6 protein-coding genes are annotated in these 18,741 nt (G+C 64.3%); 5 read left to right on the top strand and 1 reads right to left on the bottom strand.

Translation table 11 applies throughout. From position 1 onward, the window contains the following. Window positions 1-517 precede the first annotated feature (517 nt). The 5 genes from VVD49_RS00030 (at window position 518) to VVD49_RS00010 (ending at window position 17,734) form a co-directional block, all read left to right on the top strand. Entirely contained in the window at window positions 518-11,887 is an 11,370-nt protein-coding gene (locus tag VVD49_RS00030; RefSeq protein ID WP_327597070.1) for a VCBS domain-containing protein, read from the top strand. Between the two features lie 80 nt (window positions 11,888-11,967). After that, window positions 11,968-13,500 carry a TolC family protein gene (locus tag VVD49_RS00025; protein WP_327597069.1) on the top strand — a complete coding sequence of 511 codons (1,533 nt, stop codon included), beginning with the start codon at window positions 11,968-11,970 and terminating at the stop codon, window positions 13,498-13,500. 7 nt (window positions 13,501-13,507) lie between these two features. Beyond that, window positions 13,508-14,263, top strand: a complete 756-nt coding sequence (locus VVD49_RS00020) for an efflux RND transporter periplasmic adaptor subunit (protein WP_327597068.1) — start codon at window positions 13,508-13,510, stop codon at window positions 14,261-14,263. 88 nt (window positions 14,264-14,351) lie between these two features. Next, window positions 14,352-15,638 (top strand): efflux RND transporter periplasmic adaptor subunit, encoded by a 1,287-nt coding sequence (locus tag VVD49_RS00015; RefSeq protein ID WP_327597067.1) that lies wholly within the window; start codon window positions 14,352-14,354, stop codon window positions 15,636-15,638. Continuing rightward, on the top strand, window positions 15,638-17,734 hold the full coding sequence (locus tag VVD49_RS00010) for a site-2 protease family protein (RefSeq protein WP_327597066.1): 2,097 nt from the start codon (window positions 15,638-15,640) through the stop codon (window positions 17,732-17,734). The genes VVD49_RS00015 and VVD49_RS00010 overlap by 1 nt, the downstream gene beginning before the upstream one ends. A 171-nt stretch (window positions 17,735-17,905) precedes the next feature. On the opposite strand, the gene VVD49_RS00005 is transcribed toward VVD49_RS00010, so the two are convergent. Beyond that, window positions 17,906-18,340 (bottom strand): OsmC family peroxiredoxin, encoded by a 435-nt coding sequence (locus tag VVD49_RS00005; protein WP_327597065.1) that lies wholly within the window; start codon window positions 18,338-18,340, stop codon window positions 17,906-17,908. Window positions 18,341-18,741 lie beyond the last annotated feature (401 nt).

The following is an 18,741-nucleotide window of genomic DNA, read 5'->3' as shown; positions in this document are numbered from 1 at the left end:
CATGCAAGGCGTATCTGCATTGCATGGGGCGCTCCAGTCCGAAGGGGAGAGGGTGTAGCCGTGCAGCACGCCGTCATCGAACCCCAGCCCTGGACGTGGTCATTGCTGGCAGCGACTGCGCTCTGCATTGCCAGGAACGAAAATTGAGCAGCGGGGTCTCCCCGATTCGGCAGTAAATTGCATGGCGAGGGAAGGCGCGGGTGACCGGGCGATGCTCGCAGCCTGGATCGCGATCAGAGTTGAAGGCTTTCGGCGCCAAGCGTGGAGCATAAGACGACAGACGAAGGTGGCAGGAGTTGCTTGGTCTGCGGTACGTTACGGGTTGTGACGGTAGCCCCCTCGGGCCCCGGTAAGACTGGCGTCAGCGTTGCCCGGTATCACTGCCCGGTGCTTGTTTTGCAGGCTGGAGATGTCCATGGCTGGTTTTCCCTTTTTCTGGAAAGGACGGGGTCCGCAGTCTGAGCGCCCCGTTCTGGCGGCAACTCCGTTGCAGGCCGTCAGCCGCCCTGTTTCGTCCATGCTTTCACCGCTCCTGCCGCGCAGCCAGGCGCTCGCGCTGGAGCCGCGCATCCTCTTCGACGGTGCTGCAGCCGTCGCCGTAGAACAGCATCATGCCGATGGCGACAGCGCTGGCGATGCGGCCAGCATGGCGACGACGCCAGATGCGCAGGAGGCGCCCGCGTCCGCAGCGCCACGCAATCTCGTTGTCATCGACAGTCGTGTCGAGAATCGCGACCAGCTGCTCGCCAACTTGCCGGCAGATTCGAAGGCGCTGGTGATCGGCGTAGGCGAGGACGCGCTGACCGCCATTTCTTCTGCCCTGGCGGAGATGGGCCAGGTCGATTCGGTACAGATTTTTTCGCACGGTGCCGCCGGCCAGTTCAGCCTCGGCGACCGGAATTATTCGAGCGACAGCTTGCAGGCTGCGTCGGCCACGCTGCAGGGCTGGCGCGGCGCGCTGAGTGCCGACGCCGACATCCTGCTCTACGGTTGCAATGTTGGCGCGGGCGAAGCCGGGCAAGCGCTGGTTGCGGAACTGGCGAGTAATACCGGCGCCGATGTGGCAGCCTCATCCGACGACACGGGGGCAGCAGAGCAGGGCGGCAACTGGCGGCTGGAGGTGAATAGCGGCACGATAGACCACGCGCTGGCGCTTGATGCTGCAGCCGTATCGCATTACGCCAGCCTGCTGGCTGATGCCAGCCCGACGACGGCATTCGGCGCCGCGACGGCGGATGTGCTGCTGGGCGATCAATTCACCTTCACGGTCAATCTGTCGAACGCTTCGGGCCAGGTCGGCTTCGCGCCCTTTGTCGATCTGTTCCTGCCCGCCACGGGCAAGGATGGCGACGATGGCGTGTCCTTCGTCTCCGCCAGCTATCTCGGGCAGACGCTCGTGTCGCATGTCATCACGTTCGACGCCAATGGCCAGGCAATGCACCCGATTGCCAAGGACTCTGCCGGCAACGCCTTGATCATTTCTGCGCCCGCTGGTTTCCGCGCGGGCGACAAGCTGGTCGTGGTGGAGCTGCCGTATGCCAGCGTCTCGAACCAGCAACCGACCATTGGCGTGCAGATCACCGCCAGCCTCAGCAATCTGGCGGACACCGGCCTTTCGAACGGCAATCCTGATCTGGTCATCAAGGCGCGTGGCGGTTTCGAGTATGGCAACGATGCGCTTGACAACCCGGCCAGCGACCCGAGTCTCGTCGAGGCATCCCTGCACAGCTTCACGGTGCATCCCACGCTGGTGTCGCTCAACCAGTCGCTCGATGTGCGCGAGGGTGAGACGGCGACCGGCCCCAACTATCCGCACACGCAGACGCTGACGGTCGCGCCTGCGCCGGGTCAGGTATTGACGAATGTGGTGGTCACGCAGGATCTGCCGACCTCCATCCAGGTGACGGCCATCACGCCGGGTACGGGCGGCGTGCTGACATCGATCACCCTCGGCGATGGGCGCGTGCTGACCAATGCCACTGCCATCAATGCTGCGATTGCCAGCGACACGATCTTCATCACGTCCTACACGGTTACCTACGCGAGCCTCAGCGCATCGACCGATCAGCGCGTGAGCTTCTATGTGCCGCAGGCAGCCAATGACGGCTCGGCGGTTCTCAATCCCGACACGGGCAATCCCGTCACGATCAATTTCGGTGCCGCGACGGCCAGCGGTAGCTGGGTGCCTATCGACTCTCGCGACATCACGGCGCCGGCGACGCAGATCGACTTCTCGGGGACCGGCAGTTCGCCGATCAGCTTTACGGCCAAGTCGATCACACTCGAAAAGACGGCCACGCTGGCCGTCGACACGGGTACGAGCGGCCTCACACCAGGCGATACCCTGCGCTATGCGCTCGAGATGAATCTCTCGGACTATTTCGGTTTCGGCAAGACGCTGTTCGAGCAGGGCAGCTTCACCATCGTGGACACGCTGGCCGACGGCCAGACGCTGACGGGTTCGGCGACGCTGACATTTACGGCGCAAGGCGTGACGCAAAGCGTGACGCTTGCGCCTGTTGTGGTGACCGACAGCAGCACCGGCATCTCGACGCTCACCTTCGATATTGCAGCGGCATTGCTGAGCCTGCCTGGCCGGCAGATCGGCGCGCTCGGCGGCGACCTGGCAGTCGACAATACGCTCCAGGGCGCGACGGTTGCCGTGCTGAGCTACAACGCAGTGATCGGGCAGGCGTACACCAGCAGCTACGCACAGAGCGAAATCAACGAAGGCGATCCGGTCGGCAACAGCGCCACGCTGACGGCGACCGTGCTGGCGGACAGGGTCAACCTGACGGGCAGCACTCAGAGCGATCAGTCGAGCGTCGAGAAAACCGTGCCCGTCAGCAACATCGACATTGCGCTGACGACCGTGAATGGCAGTACGCCGCCTGCAAACGGCGAGCTGCATCCGGGAGATCTCGTCACCTTCAGGCTGAGCTACAACCTCGTCACGGGCGACTACGAGCAGTTCGTGCTCACCGCATACCTGCCTTTGCCGCTGTTCGACCTGGGTTCGGTCGGCACCGTGTGGACCACTGGCAGCGGCGTCGGCCAGTGGGCGGAAGGAGCCGGCGATACCAATGGTGACACCACCGTCAGCGTGACCACCGGCGCCGGCAATTCACTGCTCTTCAATTACGGTGACTATGCCGTCAACGCTACCAGCGGTAGCCGCGTCGAAGTGCAGTTCACCCTGCGCGTAGGCGATCAGCCCTTCACCGACCAGCGCGCACTGGCCGTGCTCGCCCAATCCTCGCAGCGGACCACGATTGACCAACGGTCGCTCATCTCCTCCGATGCCGTGGCGATCACCTCGATTGCCGAGCCGGTGCTGAGCATGACGCATGGCGTGGTGTCGTCGAGCAATGGCACCACGACGATCACAGGCTGGGCCGCGCCGGGCAGTACGGGCGTGCCGTTCTCCGGCGCAGTGATCGATGTCGACGCCATCGACGGTGATGTCAGCGGCATCGATGCAGGTGACCTGGTGCGGCTCGCCACCGCGATCGAGAATACGGGCGGTGGTGGCGCATTCGACGTCGTAACCAACGTGACTTTGCCGACCGGCTTGAGCTTTGTCGGCGGCAGTCTGGCGACGGCAAACCTGCAGATCTATCGCGGAGATGGCACGCAGCTCATGCTCGGCACCGACTACAGCGTGTCGGGCACGACCATCAGCTTCCTCGATCAGGGCGGTGTTGCCAGCCTGCTGGCGGGGCGCGCCGGGACGGCGGCCGACAGCAGCGGCGCCAATGTCGTGGTCATCGTCTACGACGCGGTCGTATCCTCGAGCATTGATGCCAGCCGCACCCTGCAGAGCTCGGCAGCCCTCACCAATTACGCGAGCGTCAACGGTGGCACGGACTTTACGCCGGTGGACCTGACCGATCTGGCCGCGCAGCAGATGGCCGCGCCCGTCATCCGCAAGGATTTCGCGGGCGGGGGGCTGGACCCGACCGATTCGAGCGCGAGCCACACAACGGGGTCGAATCTCGTCGTCGGCGAGAGCATGCTGTATGACTTGATCATCACCCTGCCTGAAGGCACGACGCAGAGCCTGCGCATTACTGACCTGATTCCCGCGGGGCTGCGGCTCGATACCAGCTTCAATGGCAACCAGGGATACCAACTGGTGACGACTGCAGGCGGCGCACTGACAGCCAGCTTTGCGGGTACGGTCACCGTATCGGGCTTTGCTGCGCCCTCCGGCACGCTCGGCGATGACGGTGTCGATGCGCGCATCACCTTCAGCGCGGCCAGCGCGACGGCCGACAACAATGTCAGCAACAACAGCTTCGTCGTACGCCTGCGGCTTGTCGCCAACAATGTCAGCGGCAATCAGAGCGGCGCGGTCTTGCAGAACGATGCCACGCTCACCTATAGCGACCCCGACGGCGATACCGCCAATGGTAGCTCGCCGCTGGATCGCAATCTGGGTGTGACGGGGGGCAAGCCCACCGTCACCATCCAGGAGCCGACGCTGGCCGTGGCGCAACAGCTGCTGACGACGCCCTTGAGCCCTTATGGATTCGATCTGGGCGACGTGGTGGATTTCTCGATCACCCTCAGCAACAGCAGCGGTATCAACGCCTTCGACCTGAGCCTGCTCGACAACCTGCCGGTGCAACTCGACAGCCTGACGCTCGTGAGTGCGGTTTATGCCGGTGGCGCGACAAAGAATGGCGGCGTGGATTTCGAGATCGTCGGCGGCCAGCTGCGCACGGCAAGCGGTGCGAACATCGATATCGCACAGGGCGGCAGCGTGGTGATCACCATTCGCGGCACGGTCAACTCGCAAGCGCTCAATGCGCCGAGCTTCAACAACGTGGCGACTGCGCAGTGGACCAGCCTGGATGGCAGCGCGGGCGGCAGCGCGGATCCGGCCGGCGAGCGCACCGGGCAGGACGGTGCGCTGAACGGTGGCGGCCTCAACGACTACCAGCGCAGCAGCACGCTGACCATCAACACGGCGGCCGGCATCAGGATTTCGCGCGTCGGCGGGCTGGGTGATACGGCTGCGCCGAACCCGACCAATAGCGATCACGAGCAGGTGGCGATCGGTGAAATCGTACGTTACCGCGTGGATGCTCTGGTGCCGGACGGTGGGCGTACGGGCTACCAGATCCAGGTGACGCTGGCCGAAGGCCTGACGTTCATTCCGACTGCAAGCAACAGCGTGCTGGTTGCGCTCATCTCCAACGGCGGGCTCACCAGCAGCCTGGGGGCCGGCCTCGTCAGCAGCGGCAATCCGGCAATCACCGGTGATCAGGATACGCCGCAGGCCGGGTTCATTGCGCCCGATCTTTCCTCTCCGCTGACGGCGGTGATGAATCCCACCCTGATTTCCGTCTCGCCCGATGGGCGCACCATTACCTTCACTTTCGGCGATCTTTCGAATACCGACATCAACGACGGCAACCTCGAAGTGGTTGCACTCGAATTCAATATCCGGGTCAGCAACCAGACCTCGAACCGTGCCAGTGAAGGTGACCAGCTCGCCGTCGTCGCGCGCGACTACACCAACAATGGTGGCACGCAGATCAGCGCCAGCAAGACCTTGTACGAAGATATTGTCGAGCCCGCTTTCACCGGCCTCGACAAGCGCGTGACCTCATTCAATCCCAATCCTGCCGGCAGCACGGGTACGGCCGAGATCACCATCAGCTTCACGCAGAACGGCACGTCCTCGGCGTATGACACGCACTTGACTGACAGCATTACCGGCGGCAGCGGCTACACATTGCTGAGTCTCAAGATCGGCAGTACGACCTATGGCCCGGGCAACCTGCCTGCAGGCGTCACGCTCAGCACGAGCGGCGGCGTGACGCTCGATTTCACGAAGATCGATCCGGGCGTGAAGATCACGGCGGTGTATAGCGTCACGGTGCCGAACGCGGCTGCCATCGCCAGCAGCAATGCCACGCTGACCTGGAGCAGCCTGCCCGAGAGTTTCACGGCCTGGGGTGGCAGCATTGTCGGCAGCGACAGCACGGCCGATGGCGAGCGCACTGGCGTGGATGGCGCGGGTGCCGGCAACCTCAACAACTACGTGCTGAGCGAAGGGGCTGGCCTCGGCATCATCAGCGGCACGCTCTGGAATGACACCTCGTCCGCCGACAGCTCGACCACGCCGGACGGCGCAGGCCTGGCCGGCCAGACCGTGACCCTCACCTGGGGCGGAGTCGACAACGACCTCTCCACGACAGGTGACAACGCGGTGTTCTCCACGACCACCAACGGCAGTGGCCAATACAGTTTCGGCGTGCTGGCCGCTGGCAACTACCGAATTGACATGCCCACCGGCACGATCAGCTACGCCCAGCCCCTCGGCGACCTGAAAGTGCGTATCGATACGGACGGCGCCACCCTCGGGCAGATCCTCGTCGCAGTGGGCGAGGGCGCCTCCACGGTCGCCAACGCCGGCTATGTCGAAAGGAACGATGCGCCGGTCAACCAGATTCCCGCGACGACCATCAGCGGCAATGAAGACACCTTGATTGCCATCGCCGACATGAGCATCGCCGATGTGGATGCCGAGCGCGATCCGGTCACCGGCAGCCGCGACATGCAGGTGACGCTCACGGTGCTGCACGGCACGCTCAGCCTTGCCAGCACGCCCGGTGGCGTGACGATTCCCGGCGGGCAGGGCAACGCCACGCTGGTGCTGCAAGGCCGGCGCGACGACATCAATCTCGCACTGGCGCAATTGCGTTACCAGGGTATTGCCAACTTCAATGGCAATGACACCCTGACCATGGTCACCACTGACAACGGCAACTTCGGCGATGTGGATGGCGATGGCATACCGGGCGAGGCCAGCGACGATGCACTGAGCGATACCGACACGCGCCAGATCGTGGTGATCTCGGTCAACGATCCACCGGTAGCCAACAACGACAGTATGACGGCGGTAGAGGCGGGCGGCCGGAACAATGACAACCCGGGCACCGACCCGCAGGTCAATGTGCTCGGCAACGACGTGGACGTCGATACCGACCCCTCGCTCAACCCCACTCCGGATCGCCTGCGCGTGACCTCCGCCGGCCTGCAGGGTGCCGGCAGTCCCACCAGCATTGCCGATGGCAGCCGCGTCCAGATCGTCGGTCTTTACGGCAGCCTGTTCATCTCCTCCGGCGGCGGCGCGCAATATGTCGTCGACAACAGCAACGCCACCGTGCAGGCGCTGCGCACCAGTGGCCAGACGCTGCAGGAGACTTTCACCTACACCATCAGCGATCTTGCCGGTGCGACCTCCGGCGCCCAGATTGCCGTGACCATCCAGGGTGCGGATGACACGCCCGTCGCCGCCGACGAAAGCGCCGACGCAACAGAAAAGGGTGGCATTGCCAATGCCACGGCAGGCAGCGATGCAACGGGTTCCGTGCTGGCAAATGACAGCGACATCGACGCGGGCGATAGCCTGCGCGTGACCTATGTGCGCTTCGGCGACGAAGCGCATTACGAAAATGCGGTAGCGGTGCCGGGCAGCAGCAACAGCAGCACCGGGGCCAGTGTGGCCGGCACCTACGGCACCCTGTACATCGGTTCCGACGGCAGCTTCCGCTATGTCATCAACGACAACGATGCGCGCGTGCAGGCGTTGAGCCCGGGCCAGACGCTGCAGGAGTTGTTCAGCTACTCGGTGGAAGACCTCGCCAATGCGCGTGACCTGGCGCAGCTGACCATCGTGATCAGGGGCGCGGCCGACAACCCCGTTGCAAGCGACGACGTGGCAGCGGCCCAGGCGGCCTTCAACAACACGGCCGGCGGCGAAGTGAACCCGGGTGGCAATGTCATCCTCAATCCAAGTCGGCCCGGCACGACGGATAACGGCGTCGACACTGACGTCGACGCGGTCGACCAGGTTGCTGGCGCCTTGCATGTCACGGGCGTCCGCAGTGGAACGGAAGCGAGCGGCACTGTCCCCGGCTTCAGCGGCAGCACGACCATCCTCGCGACCTATGCGACGCTGAGTGGCTCACCGGTGGCGTCGAGTGCTGACTTCGGCAGCCTGACGATTGCGTCGGATGGCAGCTTCCTTTTCAACGTCAACAGCGACAACCCCGATATCCAGGCGCTCAACATCGGTCAGCCGATGCAGGTGATCTTCAGCTATCAGATCACGGACACTGCGGGCAAGACCGATGTCGCGCAGCTCGTCGTGACGGTGTATGGCGTCAACGATCCGCCGCTCGCGCAGAACGTCGTGGCGCTCGCCACCGAGCGTGGTGGCGTGATCAACGCTGCGGTGGGTGTGGACCCGAGTGGCAATGTGCTGGCGACCGCTACCGATGTGGACGGCGACACGCTGAGCGTGACGGCCGTGCGCACCGGCGCCGAATCCGCTTCCGGCACGTCCATCACGGTCGGTACGCGGACGGCGACGCAGTACGGCTGGCTCACCCTCAACGCCGATGGCACCTACCTCTACGAAGTGAACAACGCGCTCGCAGACGTGCAGGCCTTGCGCCGTCCGGGCGACCTGCTGATCGAGCGTTTCACGTACACGATTTCCGACAACAACCCGACCACTCCGGAATCCGACATGGCGGAGCTGATCGTCGCGATTCGCGGGCAGAACGACAATCCGGTTGCCGGCGATGACACGGGGACTGCGATCGAAGCCGGTGGCGTGAACAACAACCTGCCGGGGCAGAATGCACTGGGCAATGTGCTGACCAATGACAGCGACGTCGACGGTGGCGAAGTGCCGGCCGACCTGCCGCAATACAACTACGGTGAGACCCGTGCTGTCGCTTCCGTGCGCACGGGTGCAGAGTTGGGTAGTGGCACGGCGGGCACGCTGGGCGTCGACCTGCGTGGCACATACGGCTGGCTCACGCTGAATGCAGATGGCACGTACAGCTACCGTGTGGACAACAGCATGGCCGCCGTGCAGCAGTTGCGCACGAGCGGCAATACGCTCAGCGACGCCTTCAGCTACGAAGTGGTGGACGCAGCCGGCGCGCTCGACAGGGCCACGCTGAACATCACGATCACTGGCGCGAACGATGCACCGGTCGCCGTCAACGACAGCGCACTGGCGACCGAGAAGGGCGGCATTGCCAACGGCACGGCTGGCGTTGACCCGAGCGGCAATGTGCTCGGCAATGACACTGATGTCGATGCTTACGGCGAGGCCTTGTCGGTGGTTGGTATCAGCCGTGGTGGCAACAGCGGCACCGTGGGCAGCGCATTCGCCGGCCTGTATGGCAGCCTGACATTGCGTGCCGACGGCAGCTATGACTATGTGGTGGATAACAGCAACCCGCTGGTCCAGGCCCTGCGCACCAGCAGCAATACGCTGACCGAAACCTTCTCTTACGACATTCGTGACGTAGCCGGGCTTGGCAGCACGGCCACGCTGAGCATCGTCATCCGTGGCGCCAACGACAACCCGGTCGCCGTCGACGATACGGCTGCAGCGACCGAAGCGGGCGGTACCGCCAATGCCACGGCGGGCGTAAATCCGGGCGGCAATCTGTTGAGCAACGATACGGATGTCGATGCGCTCGACAGCAAGCTGGTGGATGGGATCCGTACGGGCACCGAAGCTGCCGGCGGCACGTTCACCGCTGTCAGTAGCAGTCAGGCCATCACGGGCCTGTATGGCACGCTGACGGTCAATGCCAATGGCAACTACAGCTACGTCGTCGACAATTCGCTCGCCGCTGTTCAGGCTTTGCGCCCGGGCCAGACCCTGAGCGAGGTCTTCACTTACCGGCTGCACGACACGGCAGGCGCCATGGACACGGCCCAGCTCACGATTACGGTGGCGGGTGTCTGGGACGCGCCCGTCGCCAACAACAACATCGCGCTGGCTGTTGCCGCCAGTGGCACGACTGCCGGTCGTGACCCGACGGGCAACGTGGTTACCGATTCGACGCTCTTCCCTGCGGACAGCGACGTGGATGCCGGCGACGTGCTGACGGTGAACGGCATTCGCACGGGAACGGAAGCAGCTGGCGGCGGCCTGACTGCTGTGGCAGCCGGCACCAATAGCGGCAACGGTACGCTGCTGGTCGGCACTTATGGCTCGCTGATCATCGGCGCCGACGGCAGCTACCAGTACGTCGTCGACCAGAACAACGCGACCGTGCGCGCGCTTGGCCCGGCCCAGACGGTGAGCGAGGCATTCACGTATCGCATCACCGATCTTGGCGGGCTCACCGACCTTGCCCAGCTCACGGTCACCATTCGTGGCCGCAACGATGCGCCGGTTGCCGGCGATGACCAGGGCAATGCCATCGAGGCGAGCGGCCTGGAAAACGACCGCCCGGGTCTTAACCCGATCGGCAATGTGCTGAACAACGACACCGACCTCGAAAGCGACCCGCTCTCCGTCAGCGCTGTGAGAACAGGCCGCGAGTCCGGCATCGGTGTCAGTGGCACGGTCGGTTCAGCGCTACGCGGCCTGTATGGCGATCTCACGCTCAACGCCAACGGCACCTGGCATTACGTCGTCGATAACTCGCTGGCCGCGGTGCAGGCCTTGCGCGTGAGTGGGCAGACGCTGGTCGAGCACTTCACCTACACCGTGTCGGACGATCTCGGCGCGACCGACAAGGCCGAGCTGACGGTCACGATCGATGGTCGCAACGACACCCCTGTTGCGGTCGATGACGATGCAACGGCCGTCGAAGCAGGCGGTATTGCCAATGGCATTGCCGGAGCGAACCCCGTCGGCAACGTGCTCTCCAACGATCAGGACGTCGACAGCGTTGCCAACGGTGAGACCCGTCAGGTGCTCGAAGTCAGCAGCGAGCTGGGGCAGAGCGCGCAGGCCGGGCAGCTTGTGCAGGGACGCTATGGCGCGCTAGTGCTGGCTGCCGATGGCAGCTACCAGTACTTCGTCGACAACGACAATGCCGCCGTGCAAGCCCTGCGCACGTCCGGCGAGACCTTGCGCGAGGCCTTCACCTACCGCATGCGTGACACGGAAGGTGCGACCTCGACGGCGCGCCTCAACCTGTTGGTCCAGGGCGCCAACGACAATCCGGTGGCGCACGATGACAGCGTGGTGGCCGTCGATCAGACCACTCCTAACGCACAGGGCAATGTGCTCGGCAACGACAGTGATGTCGACAATGGCGAAACGCGGCGTGTGACTGCTGTGCGAACCGGGGAAGAAAGTGCATCCGGCACGAGTGGCGTGGTCGGCAGTGCGTTGATCGGTCGCTACGGCACGCTGGTGCTGAATGCAGACGGCAGCTACACCTATGCGATCGATATGAGCAATCAAGAGGTGATGCAGGCGGCGGGTAGGGGGCAAGTGCTGCAGGACACGTTTACCTACTCGATGGTCGATCGGGCTGGTGCGGCCGATAGCGCGCAGCTGGTCGTGCACCTCAACATCTCCGCCCCTTACGTCGGCGGTGGCAGTGCCGTGTGGTACAACAATGACGCCGGGCTCTCGCGGGGCGCCGCCTTGCCGGATATCGATCCGGGCCTGTTCGTGACGCCGGAGGTGTCGCGCGCGTCGACGGCGCACTGGTTGTCGGGGAGAAATCTCTATCGCGACTCCGACGAGCTGTATGACGAAGCTACGCGTGCCAGCACCATCGGTCGCGGCCTCGGCGACATCAATGGCCAGTTCGTCTGGCGCAGCGTGGCAGAAAGCCGCACGCTGAGTAACTTCGGGCTGTCAAGGCTATTGCTCCGTCATGGCCGTACCAGCCTCAGCGCGGATGGCCTGTTGCCCGACCCGTCATTGCACGCCACCTCGCTCGACGAGATGCTGAATGGTTTCATGCGCGAGGCCGGGGCATCTGCCAGCGCCGCAGTCGATACAGGCGCTGCCGCACCGAAGACCGCGCAGTTCTTCAGCGAGCAGCTTGCCCGGGCCGCGCAGAAGATGCAGCGCCCCGGCGCGTTGCGGAGCTAGCGGGAGATGAACAGGATGTGCAGCCGCTACGGCTGTGAAGTGCGTACAGAATGATCAAAATTTCGACAGGAACGAGACCGATGCATCGACCCTCGCTGACTCCTCTGGCTGCTGTCATCGCCAGCGCGTTACTGCTGAGTGCCTGCTCCGCGTTGCAACCGCAACCGGTGACCGCCGAGCAATACAAGAAGCAGGTGGTAGAGGATCGCAAGGCCATGTTCGCCGACCAGGAGCCGGCCAATGCGCCGATTACCTTCTACGTGGCCGCGGCACGTGCGCTCAAGTACAACCTGGACTATCGCCTCAAGCTGATGGAGACCGCGCTGGCTGCCAATCTGCGCGACGTCTCCACCAATGAGCTGCTGCCGCGGCTCGCCGTGTCGGCCGGCTACAAGGGGCGCAGCAACGATTCGGGTGGCACCTCGATCGGCATCGAGGACCGGCAGGTCAGTCTGCGGGCGTCGACCTCCGAGGAGCGCTACCACACGCTGGGCGGGCTCGGTCTGAGCTGGAGCGTGCTTGATTTCGGCGTGGCGTATTTCCGCACGCAGCAGAAGTCGGACCAGATCCTGATGGCAGAGGAGCGTCGTCGGCGCGTTGCGCAAAATGTGCTGCAGGACGTACGTAACGCCTACTGGCGCGCGCTGGGCGCGCAACGCCTGAAGCCCGAAGTGGACCAGTTGCTGGCGCGCACGCAAAAGGCCTTGCAGACCGCGCAAGAGGCCGACAAGCGCAACCTGCTGCCGCGCCAGGAGTCGCTGGCCTACCAGCGCGCCCTGATCGATTCGATTTCCTTGCTCACGGTGCGCCGTCAGGATCTGGAGTTCGCCACCGCCGAGCTGGTCGCGCTGATGTCCTTCCCGAGCGATACGCCACTCGTGCTGGCCGATGTGGAAGAGCCGAACCTGCCGGAGTTGAAGGCCGACATCAACGTGCTGGAGCGCCTCGCGCTCGAGCACCGGCCGGAGACGATGGAAGAGCTGTACCGCAAACGGGTGAACGAGAACGACATCAAGATTGCCAAGGCGCAACTGTGGCCAAACGTGGGGCTGGACTGGAGCGCGCAGTACGATTCCAACAAGTACCTGTACAACAACACCTGGTCGCAAGTCGGCGTCGTGGTATCCCTGAACCTGCTCAAGCTGCTGCAATACCCGGCGCTCAACGCCACGCAGGATTCGCAGGCGAAGACGGATGATGCGCGCCGTGTGGCCTTGTCGATGGCCATCCTGACGCAAGTGCGGGTGGCGAGCTTGCGCTACCAACTGGCGCGTCAGGACATGGCGTTTGCCGATGACAGCCTGCGCGTAGATACGAGCTTGCTGGACTACGCCCGCGCTGCCCGCAAGACGACGATAGGCTCGGAGCTCGAAGTGATCCGCGCCGAAGGGCGCTACCTGCTGTCGCGCTATCAACGCGAGGCGGCGTATGCGAACGCGCAGGCAGCCTGGGGCCGTCTCTACAATTCTGTCGGACTGGATGTATTGCCCGAGACGGTCGAGCAGGCCGATGTGCAGTCGCTGGCGCTGTCGATCGAACTGGTGCTCACCGGGCAGGAGCAGCACGGCATGAATATCGGTATCGAAAAGGGAGTCGGCACGGGTGCGAAATAAAACACTGGTGCGAAACAGGATCGGGTGTGCAGCGCTGGCGCTGCTGATGGGCGCCGTGCCGGCGCTGGCCACAGTGCAGGCAGCCGACGGGGGATTGAATGATCCAAATGCCATTCGTGTATTGCTGACGCCGCAGCTGGAGACCACGCTGTCAGCGCAAATGAACGGCACCCTGCGCGCCATGGACATCCGCCTCGGGCAGGCGGTCTCCAAAGGCGCGACGCTGGCCGCGCTGGACTGCAGCGAGGTCGATGCGCGCGCCCGTGTCGCACGCGCCGAGCTCAATATGGCGAAGCAAAACCTCACGGCCAAGCGCGGGCTCAAGGAGCTCGATGCGGCGGGCGACATCGAAGTGCTGACCGCGACCACCGAGGTCGAGCGCGCGGAGGGCGCATTGACGCTGGCAACGACACAGGCGGGCTACTGCAGGGTGTCGGCGCCATTCTCCGGCCGCGTAGCGAAGGTTTACATCAAGCCGTACCAGACCGTTGCTGCTGGCACGCCCATGTTCGACCTGGTCAGCAGCGGGCCGCTCAAGGTGCGTCTGAATGTGCCTTCCGTCCTCATGCGCAGTCTCAAGCCGGGCCTCGTTTTTGACGTGAGCATCACTGAGACCGGCAAGTCGTATCCCGCGCGCATCAGTGCCGTCAATGCGCGCGTCGATGCGGTGGCACAGACGGTGGAGCTCGAAGCGCGCCTGACCGCGGAATACGCCGAACTGGTGGCCGGCATGAGCGGTGTGGCACGCCTGCCCAAGCCATGAGGCCGCACCGGAATATCCACGTTAGACGACAGCGGGCCCTGTGAACGAAAACCTGCCGCCCCCACAATTATTGTTGAGCCTTGCGACCATGCGCGATCGCGCGCTGGCCGCCGACAGCCTGAATGCGCTCGCCTTCGGCATGGCCAACGATCTCTATCCCTTGCTCAAGTATCACCACGCGCTCGTTTTTTCTGTCCATGACAAACGACTCGAGCTGCTGAGTGTTTCCGGGTTGGCGCGGCCGACCGAAGACAGTCCCTACCTCGTCTGGCTGCGTCGTCTCGGCCCCTGGCTGGCGGAGCAGTTGCCCGACGCCACGCCACGCTGGCTGGCACGCGCCGACCTGAGCTTGCCGCCTGAAGTTGCGGACGGCTGGGGTGAGTGGTGGCCGACAGGCGTGTGGGCCGTGCCCGTCCACACGCGTGACGGCAAGCGCCTGGGCCTGTTGCTGCTCCTGCTCGATGCTGAGCCGCCGGCGGCGCTGGGGCCGGTTCTGAGCGGTGTGTTCGAGACCTGGGCGTACTGCTGGGCGGCGCTGACGCACACGACACGGCGCTGGCGCCCGCGCAGGAAGCAGGTGCTCATCTGCCTGGCCGTACTGGCCGCGCTGCTGCTGTTTCCCGTGCGCCAGACAGTACTTGCGCCAACGGAGCTGGTGTCGCACGAGACGCAGATCGTCAGTGCGCCGATCGATGGTGTGATTGCGCAGATCGCCGTCAAACCCAACCAGCCTGTCGTCGTCGGCACGCCACTTTTTTCCTTCGACGAGACAACGCTGCGTAGCCGCATCGATGTGCTCAACCAGCAGGTCGCGGTGGCCGATGCGGAGTTGCAGACTGCCAGCCAGCGCGCCTTCGACAATGCGCAGAGCAAGAGCGAACTGGCCATGCTCGGCGGCACTGCGCGCCAACGTCGCGCCGAGCTGGCCGCCGCACAGGCGCAGCTCGAGCGCAGCCGCGTGCTGGCACCGCGCGCGGGTGTGGCGGTCTTCGCCGATCCCGATGAGTGGCTCGGGCGCCCCGTCGTCACGGGCGAGCGCATCATGCAGATCTCCGACCCCGCGCAGCCAGCGATGCAGATCCAGCTGCCGGTGACGGACGCCATCAATCTCGAAGCAGGTGCTGAAGTCGTGCTTTACCTGAGCACCTTCCCCTTGTCGCCACTGCACGGCAAGATCCTGCAGACCAGTTACCAGGCGCGCGCAGGCGATGATGGCGTCATGTCCTATCGCTTGCTGGCCACAGTCGAAGGCAAGCCCGCGCACGCACGGCTTGGGCTGCATGGCACGGCCAAGCTGTACGGCGAGCGCGTAAGTCTCGGCTACTACCTGCTGCGCCGCCCGATTGCCGCCGTGCGCGCCTGGACGGGCTGGTGATGACCAGCGCTGCCGGTGGGCTCCTGCCGCCGCTGCGCGATGACATGCGCCTGTCCGAAGCGGCCCCCGGTATTCATGGCGAACCGGCCTGGGTGATCCAGGACACGGTGCTCAACCGCTTCTACCGTATCGGCTGGCTGGAGTTCGAGTTCCTGCTGCGCTGGAACCTGCCGCCGCAAGAGATCTGCGACGAGATCGCAGCGCAGACCACCTTGCGGCCGCAACCCGCGCAACTCGCCGACTTCGTGCAGTTCCTCACGCGCCATCAACTGCTGCGGCCGGGGGCGGAAGCCTTGGCCCGCATGCAGCAGCAGAACGACAAGGGCGGTTGGCTGAGCTGGAACTGGTGGCTGCATCACTACCTGTTCTTCCGCATTCCGCTGCTGCGCCCGCAGAATCAGCTGAAAAAAATCGCACACGCCTTGCGCTGGGTTTTCACGCCGTGGATGGCGTGGGCGGTGCTGCTCGCCAGCTTCACCGGCGTCGTGCTGGTTCTGCAGCAGTGGGACACTTTCGTGCATGCCGTGGTGGAGTCATTCTCCGCCGAAGGCCTGCTGAGCTTTGCGGCGGCACTCGTCGTAGCGAAGACCCTGCACGAACTCGCGCATGCGCTGGTGGCGACACGCTATGGCCTGCGTGTCGCGCATATGGGTGTCGCCTTCGTCGTGTTGTGGCCGATGCTCTATACCGACACCGGCGAGAGCTGGAAGCTGCGCAGCGCGCGCCAGCGTCTCGCCATTGCCTCGGCCGGCATCCTCTGCGAGCTGACGCTGGCCGGCCTGTCCACGCTGGGCTGGGGGCTCGCCGAAGAAGGGCCTTTGCGCAACGCCTTGCTCTACCTTGCAACGACGAGCTGGGTGTTGTCGTTGGCGCTCAATGCCAGCCCCTTCATGCGCTTCGACGGCTACTTCATCGTCTCCGACCTGCTGGATTTTCCCAACCTGCACGAACGTGCGTCGGCACTTGCACGCGCATTTCTGCGGCGTCAGGTGCTCGGCCTGCCGGAGCCGTGGCCGGAGGATCAGCCCGCACGCCAGCGCCGCCTGCTGATCGCCTTCGCCATCGGCACCTGGGTTTATCGCCTGCTGCTGTTCCTGGGTATCGCCGTCACCGTCTACCACTTCGCTTTCAAACTGCTTGGCATATTCCTGTTCATTGTCGAAATCTCCTGGTTCATCGTGATGCCCGTCTGGCGCGAACTCAAACACTGGTGGGCCCAACGCGCAGCTGTGCCAGCGCGCCGCCGCTTGCTCATCGGGCTGGCCGGTGGTGCCGCGATCCTGCTGGTGGCTGTGCCCTGGCGCACGCAGGTGCATGCCGTAGGCGTCGCGCGCTCGGCGCATCAGTTGCGCGTTTTCGCGCCGTTTGCGGCCCGTCTGCAAGGCATCCATCGGCCGGGGCCGCTGGTGGCGGGGGCGACGCTCGTGACGCTGGACCAGCCTGACATCGCTTCGCGCCTCGAAGGTAGCGAGGCCAATCGGCGCGGCGTGCAGGCGACGCTGGAAGGGCTCGTCGCAGACGCAGGCGGCCTCGATGTGCAATCGGCCACGCAGCGGCGGCTCAAGGTGCAGCTGGAAGAGACGAGGGCGGCGCGCTCCGAGATCGCACGTCTCAAGCTGTTGGCGCCATTCAACGGTGTCTGGATGGACGTCGACCCGGGCTGGCGGGATGGACAGTGGGTGGCGAGCCGCGAGCCGATTGGTGTGCTGATCGATCCTGCTCACTGGGAAGTCGATGCCTACGTCGAGCAGCGCGACCTCGGACGCCTCGCGCCCGGCAGCGCGGCGCGCTTCTATCCTGAGGGCGAGGCAAAGCCTATCGAGGGACGCATCATCGAGGTAGCCCGCACTCGTGCCCGCCAGCTGCCGCACCCCATGCTGGCTTCACGTTTCCACGGCCCGCTCGCCAGCACCGCTGACGGCCGCGAGCTCACCGCGGCTGCGCCCGTGTTCCACGTCCTCGTCCAGCTCGACCAGGCGCCGCCTGCCATGAGCGAGACGCGTGGCCAGTTGCAACTCGATGGCGCGCGTAGCAGCCTTTTGGAGCAGGGGCTCACCACCCTTGCAGCAGCGCTGCTGCGGGAGAGTGGTTTCTAGGCACCATCTTCTCTAGCGACGAACATCCGTCGGCCGCTGGCAACGATCGGGACGCCACAATGGCCGCTGCTTGAGGCAAGCACAGCCCAGCCCGTCTGAAGGACAGGCTCTCAAGCCCGGTTTGCGGAGCGGCCATCCGGAAGGGAGCCGTTGGTGCGGCTCCCCACTGCGTCAGACGAGTGTTGCTTCGAGCGTAATCTCCGGCACGCTTGCGAGTGCCTTCGAGAGTGGGCAGGCGCCTTTTGCTGCCAGCGCGATTTCCTGGAATCTCGCTGCATCGATGCCTGGTACTTTCGCTTTCAAGGTCAAAGCAATGCGATTGATCACAAAGCCATCTCCTTGCATTGCCAGGCGCACGCTTGCCGTCGTGTCGACGGTCTCCGTTGCGAAACCCGCCTTGTCGCAGGCGAACGAGAACGCCATCGCGAAGCAGGCTGCATGTGCTGCGCCAAGGATCTCCTCAGGGTTCGTACCCGCCTTGTCATCCTCGAAGCGGCTGGCAAAGCCGTACGGATACTCTTTCAGTGCGCCGGTCTCGGTGCTGATCAGTCCCTTGCCGGTCTTGCCGGAGCCAGTCCAATGAACGTTCGCCTTCTTGTCAGCCATGGTCGTACCTTTCGCATGAGGGGGAAAATGTGCGCTTGTCTCTATGAGTTATAGATCTTCGCGCCGGGCGAGCGTTCATCGTATCTGGCAAACATGACTGTTCGAGTACGCCTCCCCCGTGAAGAAAGCCCATGAAAGCGAGGTGGAATCGTCGGATCCGGGACGATCAGGGGCGACGCTTTGATGCGGCGCAAGAAAGATTGCTCCAAAAGCTTGACTCCCGAAAATTCGTCTGTAGAATGCGCCCTCTCGCTGAACGGCGGTGTGCTGAAACCGCCTGATCGAGGTACTGGATCGAGCGAGGTCGGCGAGCTGCAAAGCTAGGCTGGACGCGGGTTTGCGGCGAATGAGGTGGTGTTGTTGAAGTCGAGTGATTCGCAAAAATAGTTTTGCAAATTGCT

It is taken from the genome of Uliginosibacterium silvisoli (assembly GCF_036017035.1).
GTDB lineage: Bacteria > Pseudomonadota > Gammaproteobacteria > Burkholderiales > Rhodocyclaceae > Viridibacterium > Viridibacterium silvisoli.
Note: the sequence above shows the minus strand (reverse complement) of the source record. Positions and strands in the feature narration are given on the sequence as shown.

Excerpts from the sequence above, each read along its gene's own strand:
- VVD49_RS00010 (WP_327597066.1), top strand. The coding sequence starts at position 15,638 with ATGACCAGCGCTGCCGGTGGGCTCCTGCCGCCGCTGCGCGATGACATG.
- VVD49_RS00005 (WP_327597065.1), bottom strand. The coding sequence starts at position 18,340 with ATGGCTGACAAGAAGGCGAACGTTCATTGGACTGGCTCCGGCAAGACC.
- VVD49_RS00025 (WP_327597069.1), top strand. The coding sequence starts at position 11,968 with ATGCATCGACCCTCGCTGACTCCTCTGGCTGCTGTCATCGCCAGCGCG.
- VVD49_RS00015 (WP_327597067.1), top strand. The coding sequence starts at position 14,352 with ATGCGCGATCGCGCGCTGGCCGCCGACAGCCTGAATGCGCTCGCCTTC.
- VVD49_RS00030 (WP_327597070.1), top strand. The coding sequence starts at position 518 with ATGCTTTCACCGCTCCTGCCGCGCAGCCAGGCGCTCGCGCTGGAGCCG.